The 13,525-nt window shown below is 64.0% G+C and carries 12 protein-coding genes; all 12 read left to right on the forward strand.

The genetic code is table 11. The annotated features are described in order from the left end of the window. Nucleotides 1–92: 92 nt before the first annotated feature. The 12 genes from AC1DJB_RS09605 to AC1DJB_RS09660 all read left to right on the forward strand — a co-directional run bounded on the left by AC1DJB_RS09605 (nt 93) and on the right by AC1DJB_RS09660 (nt 13,510). Complete coding sequence (locus tag AC1DJB_RS09605) at nt 93–836, forward strand: HAD family hydrolase (RefSeq protein ID WP_306959683.1); 744 nt, start codon at nt 93–95, stop codon at nt 834–836. Further along, nucleotides 837–2,006: a site-2 protease family protein gene (locus tag AC1DJB_RS09610; protein WP_476910164.1), complete on the forward strand. Its 1,170-nt coding sequence runs from the start codon at nt 837–839 to the stop codon at nt 2,004–2,006. Nucleotides 2,007–2,124: 118 nt separating this feature from the next. Beyond that, a complete protein-coding gene (locus AC1DJB_RS09615) occupies nt 2,125–3,177 on the forward strand; it encodes a tRNA (adenine-N1)-methyltransferase (protein ID WP_284988174.1) in 1,053 nt (350 codons plus the stop codon). Nucleotides 3,178–3,278: 101 nt separating this feature from the next. After that, nucleotides 3,279–5,093 (forward strand): proteasome ATPase, encoded by a 1,815-nt coding sequence (gene arc, locus AC1DJB_RS09620; RefSeq protein ID WP_084784542.1) that lies wholly within the window; start codon nt 3,279–3,281, stop codon nt 5,091–5,093. Between the two features lie 50 nt (nt 5,094–5,143). Beyond that, nucleotides 5,144–6,760: a depupylase/deamidase Dop gene (gene dop / locus AC1DJB_RS09625; RefSeq protein ID WP_476910175.1), complete on the forward strand. Its 1,617-nt coding sequence runs from the start codon at nt 5,144–5,146 to the stop codon at nt 6,758–6,760. A gap of 122 nt (nt 6,761–6,882) precedes the next feature. Further along, nucleotides 6,883–7,086 (forward strand): ubiquitin-like protein Pup, encoded by a 204-nt coding sequence (locus AC1DJB_RS09630; RefSeq protein WP_476910165.1) that lies wholly within the window; start codon nt 6,883–6,885, stop codon nt 7,084–7,086. A gap of 78 nt (nt 7,087–7,164) precedes the next feature. Next, a complete protein-coding gene (gene prcB / locus AC1DJB_RS09635; RefSeq protein WP_476910166.1) occupies nt 7,165–7,974 on the forward strand; it encodes a proteasome subunit beta in 810 nt (269 codons plus the stop codon). Between the two features lies 1 nt (nt 7,975). Beyond that, entirely contained in the window at nt 7,976–8,683 is a 708-nt protein-coding gene (gene prcA / locus AC1DJB_RS09640) for a proteasome subunit alpha (RefSeq protein WP_284988172.1), read from the forward strand. A gap of 1 nt (nt 8,684) precedes the next feature. Continuing rightward, nucleotides 8,685–10,049 carry a Pup--protein ligase gene (pafA, locus tag AC1DJB_RS09645; RefSeq protein ID WP_284988171.1) on the forward strand — a complete coding sequence of 455 codons (1,365 nt, stop codon included), beginning with the start codon at nt 8,685–8,687 and terminating at the stop codon, nt 10,047–10,049. Between the two features lie 110 nt (nt 10,050–10,159). After that, on the forward strand, nt 10,160–11,104 hold the full coding sequence (locus tag AC1DJB_RS09650; protein ID WP_476910167.1) for an FKBP-type peptidyl-prolyl cis-trans isomerase: 945 nt from the start codon (nt 10,160–10,162) through the stop codon (nt 11,102–11,104). A gap of 49 nt (nt 11,105–11,153) precedes the next feature. Continuing rightward, nucleotides 11,154–11,549 carry an FKBP-type peptidyl-prolyl cis-trans isomerase gene (locus AC1DJB_RS09655; RefSeq protein WP_059389230.1) on the forward strand — a complete coding sequence of 132 codons (396 nt, stop codon included), beginning with the start codon at nt 11,154–11,156 and terminating at the stop codon, nt 11,547–11,549. An 89-nt stretch (nt 11,550–11,638) separates the two neighbouring features. Continuing rightward, complete coding sequence (locus AC1DJB_RS09660) at nt 11,639–13,510, forward strand: helix-turn-helix transcriptional regulator (RefSeq protein WP_476910168.1); 1,872 nt, start codon at nt 11,639–11,641, stop codon at nt 13,508–13,510. The last annotated feature ends 15 nt before the right edge of the window (nt 13,511–13,525 follow it).

Here is a 13,525-nt window from a genome sequence, read left to right on the forward strand (position 1 = left end):
CCGATGCATGGCGTGCGGGGACCGGCGTGGCCATACTTCGCCCCGGGCGTAGAGCGGCAATCGCCCTGCCTCCTTCCACGTAGACTTTAGGCATGCTTGCTTCAGCCACCCAGCCCTTTGTAAAAGCCGAGCTCAAAGCCGCGCTATGGGACATGGATGGCACCCTGGTGGACACCGAGCCGTATTGGATTGCCGCAGAGCGCACCCTCGTGGAGTCCTACGGAGGCGCCTGGAGCCATGAACAAGCCATGCAGCTCGTAGGGCAATCGCTCATGCACTCGGCCGGCATTCTCCAAAAGGCTGGAGTGAACCTGGAGAAGCGGGAGATCGTTGACTCCTTGAGCGCCCAGGTCATCGACCGCCTCCGCGTCGAGGTGCCGTGGCGGCCCGGTGCCAAGGAGCTGCTGGACGAGCTGTATCAATCGGGCGTCCGCTGCGCCCTCGTGACGATGTCCGAAGGCCCGATGGCGCGGGAAGTCGTCGCCAACCTCCCCAAGCCCTACTTCGAGTTCCTCATCACGGGGGACACCGTCAGCCAAGGAAAACCCCACCCCGAGGCTTACCTCGCCGCCGTCGAGCGGCTCCGGGACACGGATCCTGCGCTGACCGTGGATCACTGCGTCGCCCTCGAGGATTCCGTGCCGGGCGTTGCGTCCGCGATCGCCTCCGGGGTGGTCACGGTGGGAATTCCGCACCAAATGGCTTTGCCCGAGGATGCCCGCCGGGCAACCTGGGACACCCTGCAGGGACGGAAGGTCTCCGACCTTGAGGCGCTTGTCGCCGCCCGCGCTTCCGCCACCATGCCCGCCGCGGCTTTCCTTGGACAGGCAAACTAAGTGAGCACTCCCCGGAACGGTGGCCACAGCACACGTAGCAGCAGGAAGGACGGGATTCCGCTCGGCCGCATCGCGGGAATCCCCGTGTACCTTGCGTACTCCTGGTTCATCATCGCCGCGTTCACGGTGATCGTCTTCGGCCCGGCGCTGCTCATCCGAGACCACACGTTGGGTATCGCCGCGTACTTCGTTGCCTTTGCTTACGCGCTGCTCCTTGCGTTCTCGGTCCTTGTCCACGAACTCGCCCATGCGTTGAGCGCCAAGGCCTTCAACTGGCCCACCGAGAAGATCGTGTTGAATCTCTGGGGCGGGCACACGCAATTCGAAAGCTTCATCGCGTCCCCGGGCCGTTCGGTGGTTGTCGCCTTGGCGGGGCCCGCCGCGAACTTTGTCCTTGCGGGGGCCACATGGCTGCTGCGAGCGGCAAATGACTTCACTGGGGTAGCGGACACGCTGACGAACATCCTCATGGCCGCCAATGTGCTCATCGGCATCTTCAATGTGCTCCCGGGTCTTCCCCTTGACGGAGGTCGCCTGGTGGAGTCCGCGGTATGGAAAGCCACGGGTAGCCAGGAAAAGGGAACAGTGGCGGCTGGCTGGGCGGGGCGGGTGATCGTGATCGTCTTGATCGTGTGGTTTATCGTGCTGCCCCTGCTGAGCGGAAATACCCCGGATCTCAGCTACACGCTCATCACTGTCCTTGTCTGCAGCTTCCTGTGGATGGGCGCCTCGGGCGCGATCAAGCAGGCCACGCTCCGTGGACGCCTCCCCTCGGTGAGTGCCGCCGCCTTGGCCGAACCCGCCGTCGGAATTCCGAACTCGGCCACGGTCGCCGAAGTCCTGCGCGTGGCACCCTACGGCACGCCCGCCGTCGTGATCTGCGGACCGGATGGCCGGCCACAGGGTCTGGTAGATCCGGCTGCGACTGCAGCCGTGCCGGCCTCCGAGGTATCCACGACCTTCGTGACCGCGGTTTCCACCCCGCTCGCCGACGGTGCCTACGTCCCCTGGACGTCCAGCGGCCAGGAACTGATCCAGTATTTGGCGCAGCTCAGCGGCGCCGAATACGCGGTCGTGGACGAACGCGGCACGGTCATGGGCCTGCTGCGTCAGCAGGCGGTAGTGACAGCCATTACAGGTAAAGTAGCCCGACGGAGCGGACGCCCGTAGGACCTTCCCGGTAGAGTTACCTGCCGGTCGTGAATTAACCCGGCCGGCAGTGCGCATCACTAAGCAGTAACTGCGGCAACAAATGACGGCCCAGCCGTACAGGAGCGAGGAAACACCCATGAGCAGCGAAACCGCCGCCAACTACACGGCCACCGGCGCCGCCGACACCGCCATTCAGCCGACTGGTGCGGCCCGGCGCCGAGGGCCCTTCCGTGTGGGCGAGCGGGTTCAACTCACGGACGAACGCGGCCGGATGAACACCATCACCCTGGAGGAAGGCGGCGCTTTCCATACGCACCGCGGCTTCCTGAACCACGACGAAATCATCGGCCAGGTTGACGGTTCAGTGGTGGCCAACAACATCGGCCAGCAGTACCAGACCCTCCGTCCCTTGCTCTCGGACTTCGTGTTGTCCATGCCCCGCGGTGCCGCAGTGGTGTACCCCAAGGATGCCGGCCAGATCGTCACCATGGCCGATATCTTCCCGGGGGCCCGCGTTGTGGAGGCCGGCGTTGGTTCCGGCGCCCTTTCGATCTCCCTGCTTCGAGCAGTCGGCGACAACGGGTACCTCCACTCCTTCGAGCGTCGCGAAGAATTCGCCGACATTGCCCGCGGCAACGTGGAAACCATTTTCGGCGGTCCGCACCCGGCCTGGAAGATCTCTCTTGGCGACTTCCAGGAGGAAGTCGTCCGCTCCGAAGGGCCCGGATCCGTGGACCGCGTGGTGCTGGACATGCTCGCTCCGTGGGAATGCCTCGACGCCGTAGCCACCGTTTTGGCCCCGGGCGGCGTGTGGATCAACTACGTGGCCACCGTGACCCAGCTCTCCCGTACCGCTGAAGCGATCCGCGCCGACGGCCGTTTCACGGAACCGGACGCCTGGGAGTCCATGGTGCGCGGCTGGCACCTTGAGGGCCTCGCTGTCCGTCCCGACCACCGCATGGTGGCCCACACCGGCTTCCTTTTGGTGACGCGTCGCCTCGCCGACGGCGTGACCGGGATCTCCGTCAAACGGCGACCGTCCAAGACCGAGTTCAGCGAAGAGGACCTGAATGCCTGGACTCCGGGGGCGGTAGGAGAGCGTGCGGTTTCCGACAAGAAACTGCGCCGGGCCGCACGGGATGCGATTGCCGGCACCAACGTCAAGGACGACCCCACACCCGCCCCCTAGGGAAAGATCACAAACTGGTCCGCATTCCGGATGTCACAGGTTACCCAACGCTTTTGAGGGCTAAGGTCTATTTATAGAAAGCGGGAAGGAGCTGATGCTTCGTGGATACGTCGAACAATGACTTCGGGCGAACAACGCCGGAGGAGCCATCGAACAAGGCTGTGACTGAAGGAAAAGCGGGACACGGGGGTGGGGCAATCCAACCGGTGGACGACTCCGCGGAACTCACTGTCGCGGAACGCCAGATAAACATCCTTCGAGACAAACTGCGCCATATCGACCGTCAGCTTGCCGCCGCCACCCAGAACAACACCAAGCTCGTGACCATGCTGGAGACGGCGAAGGCCGAAATCCTGCGACTCAAAGGCGCCCTCGAGCAGGACGGCCAACCACCGTACAGCTTCGGGACCATCCTGCAGATCAATCCAAGGCGCCAGCCGACGGCAGGAAGCACCGGCCAGGCGGCCACCGAGGAATCGGTCGACATCTTCAATGCCGGCCGCAAGATGCGCGTGGGCGTCAGCCCGCTCGTGAACATCAACCAGCTGGCCGTTGGGCAGGAAGTCCTCCTCAATGAGGCCCTCCTCGTGGTGACAGGCCTGGGCTACGAACGGGCAGGCGAACTTGTCACGCTCAAGGAAATGCTGGGCACGGACCGCGCCCTCGTCGTGGGCAGGGCCGATGAAGAGCGGGTAGTCAGGCTCTCAGGCGCATTGCAGAAGGTGCACCTGCGCGTCGGCGATGCTTTGTCGCTCGATTCCCGCACGGGCTACGCACTGGAGAAGGTACCCCGGGCAGAGGTCGAAAACCTCGTCCTCGAGGAAGTCCCGGATATTACGTACGAGGACATCGGCGGCCTGGGCCCTCAAATCGAACAGATCCGCGACGCGGTGGAACTGCCGTTCCTGCACCCGGACCTGTACCGCGAACACGGTCTCAAAGCCCCCAAGGGCATCCTGCTTTACGGCCCTCCGGGTTGCGGCAAGACGCTGATCGCGAAGGCCGTTGCCAACTCGCTCGCCGCCCGCGCCTCCGAACGGGCCGGCAACGTAGACCTGAAGAGCTATTTCCTGAACATCAAGGGGCCTGAACTCCTTGACAAATACGTCGGCGAAACAGAGCGGCACATCCGCCTGATCTTTGCGCGTGCCCGGGAGAAGGCCTCCGATGGCAGCCCCGTGGTGGTGTTCTTCGACGAAATGGACTCGCTGTTCCGCACCCGCGGCACCGGGGTGTCCTCCGACGTCGAAACAACCATCGTCCCGCAGCTCCTGAGCGAGATCGACGGCGTCGAACGCCTGGACAACGTCATCGTGATCGGTGCCTCGAACCGTGAAGACATGATCGATCCGGCTATTCTTCGTCCAGGGCGGCTTGACGTGAAGGTCAAGATCCAGCGGCCCGACGCCGAGGCGGCCGCCGACATTTTCGCCAAGTACATCACCACCGACCTTCCATTCCACGCGACGGATCTGGCAGAGCACGGCGGCGACGTCCAGGCCACGGTCGACGCCATTATCCAGCGCACCGTTGAAGCCATGTATTCGACGGAGAAGTCCAACGAGTATCTCGAAGTCACCTACGCCAACGGCGATACCGAGATGCTCTATTTCAAGGACTTCAACTCCGGCGCGGTTGTCCAGAACGTCGTGGACCGGGCCAAGAAGTACGCCATCAAGGACCTCCTGCTAACCCAGCAGAAAGGCCTGCGGATCGACCACTTCCTGCGCGCCGTCGTCGACGAATTCCGCGAACACGAGGACATGCCCAACACCACCAACCCGGACGACTGGGCACGCATCTCGGGCAAGAAGGGCGAACGCATCACCTACATCCGCACCATCGTCCAGGGCAAGGCCGGCCAGGAGCCCGGGAAGTCGATCGAAACGACTCCCAACACCGGCCAGTACCTGTGACGGCCCGGCCGGAAGGCCTGCCTTCGGACAAGCTTCCCGTGGGCGGGGCCATGCGGGTCATGGGTTCGGAAACTGAATACGGTATCCATGCGCCCTCCGCTCCGGGGGCGAACGCCACGATGATGTCCGCGCGGATCATCCAGGCCTACGCCAACCTCACGCGACAGCGGGCGGCCGGCGGGGCCGAGACCCGCTGGGACTATACGGACGAAGAGCCCCTGCATGACGCACGCGGTTGGACGGTGGAGCGCAGTGCCGCCGACCCCAGCCAGCTGACGGACAGGCCCCCCGTGCTCGACGCCGAGGAAGTCGCCTTGGCGTACGGGCGCCAGGAGCTCGAAGCCGACGGCGGCGACGAGTCAGGCTCGTTGCTGATGAACATGGTCCTCGGCAACGGGGCGCGCCTGTACGTGGACCATGCCCATCCGGAATATTCGAGTCCGGAGGTCACGAATCCCCGGGACATCGTCGCGTGGGACGCGGCCGGCGACCTCGTCGCCCTGGCCACGGTTCGGAAAGTCGCCGCGGATCCGGATCTGCCGGCCATCAACCTGTACAAGAACAACACCGACAACAAATCTGTGTCCTACGGTTCCCACGAAAACTACCTCATGCCACGGTCGGTACCTTTCGGGGACATCGTCCGCGGCCTGACGCCTTTCTTCGTCACGCGCCAGGTCATCTGTGGTGCCGGACGGCTCGGCAAGGGCCAGGACGGTTCAACCGCTGGATTCCAGATCAGTCAGCGTGCGGATTTCTTTGAGGCCGAGGTGGGACTGGAAACCACCATCAGGCGCCCGATCATCAATACCCGGGATGAACCGCACGCGACGGCGGACAAATACCGGCGCCTGCATGTCATCATCGGCGACGCCAACCTGAGCCAGGTGTCGAACTACTTGAAGTTCGGCACCACGGCTTTGGTCCTGAGCCTCATCGAAGCCGGCCAAGCTCCGAAGATCGAGGTGCATGAGCCGGTGGCCGGCCTCCAGGCAATCAGCCACGACACCTCCTTGACTGCCATGGTCAGGCTCCTTGACGGACGGCGCGTCACAGCGCTCGATATCCAGTGGATGTACTACGAGGCAGCGGCCAAACTTGGACAGGAAACCGGGGTTTCTGATTCCTTCAGCGGAGACGGCCACACCCGGGATGTCCTGGAACGGTGGGAGTCGACGCTGGGGCTCTTGGGGACCAACCCCGCCGGTGCCGCGTCATCGGTCGAATGGCTCGCCAAAATGTCCTTGCTGGATGGTTATCGGAACCGTGACGGCCTGGAATGGAACGATGCCCGCCTGGGCCTCGTCGATTTGCAATGGTCCGACGTGAGGCCGGAAAAGGGCCTCTATTACCGGATGCTTTCCCGCGACCGCATGCAGACGATCGTGGACGAAGCCGCCATCAGCCGCGCTGTAGTCGAACCGCCGCCGGACACGCGCGCGTTTTTCCGCGGGAAGTGTGTTTCCAGCTTCGGCAAGGACGTGGTCGGTGCCAGTTGGGATTCGGTCATCTTCGACGTTCCCGGCATTGGAAAACTGCAGCGCGTGCCCACTCGGGAACCCCTCCGCGGCACGGAAGCACTCACCGGACAACTGTTTCGGAAACACGACACGGCGGGCGCATTCCTCCGCGAATTGCTCGGCCTGGACCCGGCCCCGCCTGCCTGAACAAGCAGCCGGCTAAAGGGCGTCAAACGGGCCCTTAAAACCGCAGCGTGGCGGCCCGCCCCGTGGCAGTATGGCATTACAGGAAGTCCCCGTTGCCGGGGATGGACAGAATGGAGAAGGAAATGGCAGCTCAGGAGCAGCAGCAACCGCAGTCGCGGGACGTCGACGTAGAGACCGACGCCCCCGAGGCGCCGCCCGCAGCGCCGGAGGCCCAGGCCTCGGTAGCGACGCAGGGCGTGGACGATCTCCTCGACGAAATCGACGGCGTGCTTGAATCGAACGCCGAAGAGTTCGTCAGGGCATTTGTGCAAAAGGGCGGCCAATAGCCCGCCGCCAGCTAAGCCAAGGGCCCGGCCGGCGCGAGGCCGCCGGGCATCGGATGTCAGAGTCGAAGGAGCGCAGCAATGCAGGATCCATCAACCGGCCACCCGGCCACCCAAGCAACGTCTTCGTTCATAGAGCATCTGCAACGCTCCAGGCCTGAACTCCTCCCCTTTAATCAAGCGCTGCCCGCGGGACAGATTCCCCCCGTGCCCCATGCCACAACGATCGTCGCCCTCAGTTACCCCGGTGGCGTCCTGATGGCGGGGGACCGGCGTGCCACGATGGGCAATGTGATCGCCAGCAGGCACATCGAGAAGGTCTTCCCGGCCGACGAATACTCCGTCCTGGGAATTGCCGGGACCGCGGGCCTGGCCATCGACATCACGCGGTTGTTCCAAGTGGAACTGGAACACTACGAAAAGATCGAGGGCACTCTGCTGAGCCTGGACGGCAAAGCCAACAGGCTTGGCGCCATGATCCGGGGAAACCTGCCGATGGCCATGCAAGGCCTCGCGGTGATCCCGCTCTTCGCGGGCTTCGACCAGGCAGCCGGCGTGGGACGGTTGTTTTCTTATGATGTGACAGGCGGACGGTACGAGGAATTCGAGCACCACTCTGTCGGCTCGGGTTCCGTCTTCGCACGCGGCGCCTTGAAGAAGCTGTGGCGGCCGAACCTCACCGAAGACGAGGCCGTCGCCGTCGCGGTTGAAGCCCTCTATGACGCTGCCGACGACGACTCCGCCACGGGCGGTCCGGACCCGGTCCGGCAGCTCTGGCCGGTGGTCTACACGGTCAACCGTGCCGGTGCCCGACGGGTGCCGGAACGGGAGTTGGCAGCGATCGCTGGATCTATTGTTGAATCGCGCGCAGTCGCCGGACGGGAGGCCTGAGATGACCCAGCAGTTTTATGTTTCGCCCGAACAACTGATGAAGGACCGTGCGGACTTCGCGCGGAAGGGCATCGCCCGCGGCCGGTCCGTCGTCGTGATCAGTTGCGCTGACGGCATCGCGCTGGTGGCTGAAAACCCTTCGCCGTCGCTCCACAAGATCGGTGAGATCTACGACAAGATCGCGTTCGCAGCCGTGGGGAAGTACAACGAGTTTGAGAGTCTTCGGCAAGCCGGTGTCCGCTACGCCGACGTCCGCGGCTATTCATACGATCGCGAGGACGTCACCGCACGCGGTCTGGCCAGCGTCTACGCGCAGAGCCTTGGCGCCGTCTTCACCGCGGAACAAAAACCTTTCGAAGTCGAACTGGCGGTGGCAGAGGTCGGGCACACACAGGCCGAGGACCACCTCTATCGGCTGACTTTCGACGGCTCGATTGCCGACGAGAACGGTTTTGTGGTGATGGGCGGCTTGGCCGAGCAAGTAGCCGAGACGGTGGGCCGCGGTTGGAAGGCTGACCTCAGCCTGGCCGGGGCGCTTCGATTGGCCGTCAAGGCGCTGGCCACGGACAAGGAAGTGGACGCGCTTCCCGGGACGGCAGTCGAAGCCGCGGTGTTGGACCGGAGTCCGGAAAGCGGGCGCGGATCCCGGAGGGCATTCCGGCGGCTCAGGGCTGACGAAATCACGCAACTGCTGGCAGGGGAGGCCTGAGATGGACAAGAGGATATTCGGGATCGAAACGGAGTTCGGTATTTCGTACTCGAGCCCCGACTCACGGCCGTTGGCTCCCGAGGAAGTGGCCAGGTACCTCTTTCGCAAAGTAGTGAGCTGGGGACGCTCCTCAAACGTCTTCCTCACGAATGGCTCGCGCCTGTACTTGGATGTAGGCTCGCACCCGGAGTACGCCACCGCGGAATGCGACGACCTCGCGCAGCTGATCGCCCACGACAGGGCGGGGGAGCTCATCCTCGATGACCTCGTTGATGAAGCACAGGCCCGGCTTGCGGCGGAGGGATTCAACGGAACGGTCTACCTGTTCAAGAACAACACCGATTCCGCCGGCAATTCCTACGGCAGCCACGAAAACTACCTGATTCCGCGGCGGGGCGAGTTCTCGCGGCTCGCGGAGATCCTCATTCCCTTCCTCGTCACGCGTCAGCTGATCGCAGGTGCGGGCAAGGTCCTGAAGACGCCCCACGGGGCCACGTTCGCGTTCTCCCAGCGTGCCGACCACATTTGGGAAGGCGTGTCTTCGGCGACGACGAGATCCCGCCCCATCATCAACACCCGTGACGAGCCGCACGCCGATGCCGAGTTCTTCCGCCGTCTGCACGTGATCGTCGGCGATTCCAACATGTCCGAGACCACCGCGCTCTTGAAGGTGGGAACGGTGGATCTGCTCCTGCGCATGATTGAGGCCGGAGTGATCATGCGGGACATGCGGATGGAGAACCCCATCCGAAGCATCCGGGAAATCTCCCATGATCTCAGCGGTAAGGCCTTGGTTCGCCTGGCCAACGGCAGGCAACTGACGGCCCTGGACATCCAGCGGGAGTACCTTGCAAAGGTCACCGCTTTTGTCGCATCGAATGGAGCCCACAATCCGCACGTGCCGCTCATCCTGGATCTTTGGGAGCGGACGCTGGACGCGATCGATAGCGGCGACACCAGTGGAATAGACACCGAAGTGGACTGGGCCATCAAGAAGAAGCTGATGGATGGGTACATGCGCCGCCATGGAATCGGCCTGGACTCCCCGCGGATCGCGCAATTGGACCTGACGTATCACGACATCTCACGCAAGCGCGGGCTCTTCTTCCTGCTCCAGTCCCGCGGCGCGGCGCGGCGTCTGGTTGCCGACACGGACATCAAGGATGCAGTGGATGCGCCGCCGCAGACCACCCGGGCAAAACTCCGCGGCGACTTCGTCCGGCGCGCCCAGGAACTCGGCCGTGACTACACCGTGGATTGGGTCCATCTGAAGTTGAACGACCGCGCGCACCAGACGATTTTGTGCAAGGATCCCTTCCGCAGCGTCGACGAAAGAGTAGATGCCCTCCTGGACTCGATGAGCTGACTCCCAGCTTCACCCGCTACTCTGGAGGTTGGCCTCTTAACAGGCCTCTACGCGCATGGCCGAGCCTGGCCCGTCCATGCCCTCCTTTTGCCCCGACGAAAGTTCAATTTGTGCGACGTCTACTAGCAATTCTTATCCCCGGCCTCTTGCTGATGACCGCATGCGGCGGAAGCCCGGCACCAACAGCAACCCCGGAGCCCACCAGTCAGTCCGCCGGCGAAGTCGCCAAGCTGGATTCCCTTAAGGTCTCCGACAATGGAGACAAGAAGGCACCCGGCCTGGAATTCAACAAGCCGCTGGACGTAACGCAGCCGACCATCAAAATGGTCAGCGACGGCACCGGCGACAAGGTGAAGGCCGGACAGGTGGCGCAGATCACCTACATTGCCGTCGACGGCAAGGACGGCAAGACCCTCGAAGACACTTTCCCGACAGGGTCCCAGCCCGTCGAACTGAACGACCAGCTCAAGACCGGCAGCGCTGTGTTCTACAACGCTCTGGTCGGTGCGAAGGTCGGCGCCGACATCGCTTTCGCCGTCCCGGGAACTCCTGCTTCGGCTGAAGCAGCGGCAACGTCATCCCAGCTGGTGGTCTTCAAGGTCACCGGCGTCAAGGACGCTGTCAAGCCCCTGGACAAGCCCGAGGGCGATCCCGTTACCCCGCCCGCCGGCCTCCCCACGGTCAAGGTCGACGACAAGGGAATTCCGCAGATTTCCGTTGACGGCGCGAAGGCGCCGTCGGCCCTCGTCGCCCAGGACCTCATCAAGGGCAAGGGCGCGGTCGTCAAGGAAACGGACACCCTGACGGTCAACTACGTCGGCGTCACCTTGGCTGATGGCAAGAAGTTCGACTCCAGCTACGACAAGGGCCAAACCGCCAGCTTCGCGCTCAACGGCGTCATCAAGGGCTGGACGCAAGGCCTTGCCGGCAAGACAGTCGGCTCCCGCGTCCTCTTGGTCATTCCCAAGAGCCTCGCGTATGGCGACGGCGCCGCGGCCCAGGGCCAGCCCACAGGCGACCTCGTCTTCGTCGTGGACATCCTGGGCGCCCAGTAAGCATCCGCAAACCTCCATAACACCGTCCCTATCAAATTGAGGAGTACCCATGTCATTTGGTCAGCGCGATTACGACCGCACTAAGCCGGAGATCGACTTCCCGGAGGGCGACGTCCCGACGGAACTCGTTATCAAGGACATCATCGTTGGTGACGGCGCCGAGGCTCAGGCCGGCGACACCGTCTCCACCCACTACGTTGGCGTTGCTTGGTCCACCGGCGAGGAATTCGACGCGTCCTGGGGCCGCGGCGCACCGCTGGACTTCCGCGTGGGAGTCGGCCAGGTCATCCAGGGCTGGGACCAGGGCCTGCTTGGCATGAAGGTCGGCGGCCGCCGTCGCCTTGAAATCCCGTCCGAGCTTGCCTACGGCTCCCGTGGAGCGGGCGGGGCCATCAAGCCCAACGAAGCCCTCATCTTCGTGGTGGACCTCGTAGCAGTCCGCTAGGTTTCGCAGCATGGGAAGGCGCGTCTGCAGCCGGAGAAATCCAGCAGGTCTATCACGATTCCGGCGAGAGTGACGTCGCGTTCGGACGCATGTTTGAGCGGGACAAGGCGGAGCTGAAGCGGTTTGGCTTCGACATCGAAACGCTCCTTGACCACGGTTTCGGCTCGGACGATCCCGCTTCGACCCGATACCGGATCGGCAAGGAGTCCAATCGATTGCCGTACGTGCACCTGACGCCGGCCGAAGGCACGGTTTTGCTTCTGGCCGCGCAGCTGTGGGAACGCGCGGCGCTTGGCTCTGCCGCTGCAAGCGCGCTACGTAAGCTGCAGGCTTCCGGCGACCTTGCCGACGTCGAACTCCCCGCCGGCGTCCAGCCGCGCATCAAGCCCGCCGGCCAGGCTTTTGACGACATCATCGTGGCCATGAACGGCCGGCACCCTGTGAGTTTTGGCTACCGTGCCGCGAGTACCGGCAAAGACGAACGCCGGATGGTAGAGCCCTGGGGCCTCGGGAGCCGGTTCGGCCAGTGGTACCTGGTGGGCTACGACAGGGGCCGGAAAGCGAAACGGTTTTTCAGGCTGTCCCGGATGACGAGCGATGTTCACGTTGAGACGGCGTATCACTGCGAAATCCCCCCAGGGTTTGATACCCGTGCCGAACTGGACGGCCTCAATGAACTTCCCTTGCAGGAGGCCCAGCTCGACGTCGCCGAAGGCCGTCTGCTGGGTCTTCGCAAGCGCGCGGTGGGTGTCGGCGGAGCCGGAGGCGTCAGTGGCTCGCGGATGGGAAGGGACCGCCTCTCCGTGCCGTACCGGGATAGCGAACTGCTCGCCGAAGAACTGGCCTCCTACGGTCCCCACGTGTTCGTGGAGGGACCTCCCGAGCTGCGCGACGCCGTGATCCGTCGCCTTGAGGCTGCCGCCGCGTTCGCCTCGGGCCCCGCCGTCGAGGTCCGCTTCGAAGACGCCGGACCGGCACCGCGGGCGCGTAAGCGGACCTCGGAAGACCAGCTGAACCGCATGCTCCAGCTGGTCCCCTTCCTTGTCCATAACCAGGGCCTGCCCATCCAGGAAGTGGCGGACCGTTTCGGTGTCACCCGCGAGGAACTAGTCGAGGACCTGAAGATCCTGATTTGCTCCGGCCGCCCCGAAGGCTATCCGGATGACTTGTTCGATATCGATTGGGAAAACGAGCACGTCTACATCCGCGAGCACCTCGACCTCAACCGGCCCATCGGCTTCAGTGTTGATGAGGCTTCCGCCCTGCTGACGGGCTTGGCGACCCTGGGCGGGCTTCCCGCCCAAGCCGGAATGTCGGAGGACGAGCAAAGCGGAGCCCTGCAGTCAGTAACACTGAAGCTCACCGGCGCGGCAGGGGAGGCCGGCCGTTTGGCGGCGGCAGTCGCTGGCCCGCCCGTCGCCCCGGCCGACGCCGGCGCGTTCGACACCATCACCCGCGCGATCCAGGAGGGCCGCCAATTGCGGCTTCGCTACCTGTCGCAGCAGCACGACTCCGTGTCCGAACGGGACGTCGACCCTTTCCGGCTTTATTCCTTGGACAACACCTGGTACTTCGAGGCGTACTGCCACAGCAAAGCCGGGCTGCGGAACTTCCGCCTGGACCGCATCGAGGAGATCGCGCCCAACGGCCGTTCCGTTTCCAAGAGCGCAAGCACCGAGGAGGGCGTCCCGGTGAAGCTATACACACCGAACGACGACGACGTGGTGGTCGTGCTCCAGCTGACCCGGCAAGGCGCGGGGCTGGCGGATGACTATTATGCGGAACGGACGGCCGTGCTTCCCGACGGCGGCTTGCTTGCCGAGGTCCGGTTCGGAAATGCGGACTGGTTGCCGATGTTTGTTGCACAGCACGGCGGTGCGGCCCGCATACTGGCGCCAGAGGGGCTTGCCGACGCCTCGGTCGCCTGGCTGGCTGCCGCACTTGCGCAGTACAAGCAATGAAGGCTGGTTAGACTA

It is taken from the genome of Arthrobacter sp. 01T428, from assembly GCF_056398685.1.

Excerpts from the sequence above, each read along its gene's own strand:
- AC1DJB_RS09630 (WP_476910165.1), top strand. The coding sequence starts at position 6,883 with ATGGCAGCTCAGGAGCAGCAGCAACCGCAGTCGCGGGACGTCGACGTA.
- pafA (WP_284988171.1), top strand. The coding sequence starts at position 8,685 with ATGGACAAGAGGATATTCGGGATCGAAACGGAGTTCGGTATTTCGTAC.
- AC1DJB_RS09615 (WP_284988174.1), top strand. The coding sequence starts at position 2,125 with ATGAGCAGCGAAACCGCCGCCAACTACACGGCCACCGGCGCCGCCGAC.
- dop (WP_476910175.1), top strand. The coding sequence starts at position 5,144 with ATGCGGGTCATGGGTTCGGAAACTGAATACGGTATCCATGCGCCCTCC.
- AC1DJB_RS09655 (WP_059389230.1), top strand. The coding sequence starts at position 11,154 with ATGTCATTTGGTCAGCGCGATTACGACCGCACTAAGCCGGAGATCGAC.
- prcB (WP_476910166.1), top strand. The coding sequence starts at position 7,165 with ATGCAGGATCCATCAACCGGCCACCCGGCCACCCAAGCAACGTCTTCG.
- prcA (WP_284988172.1), top strand. The coding sequence starts at position 7,976 with ATGACCCAGCAGTTTTATGTTTCGCCCGAACAACTGATGAAGGACCGT.
- AC1DJB_RS09660 (WP_476910168.1), top strand. The coding sequence starts at position 11,639 with ATGTTTGAGCGGGACAAGGCGGAGCTGAAGCGGTTTGGCTTCGACATC.
- AC1DJB_RS09605 (WP_306959683.1), top strand. The coding sequence starts at position 93 with ATGCTTGCTTCAGCCACCCAGCCCTTTGTAAAAGCCGAGCTCAAAGCC.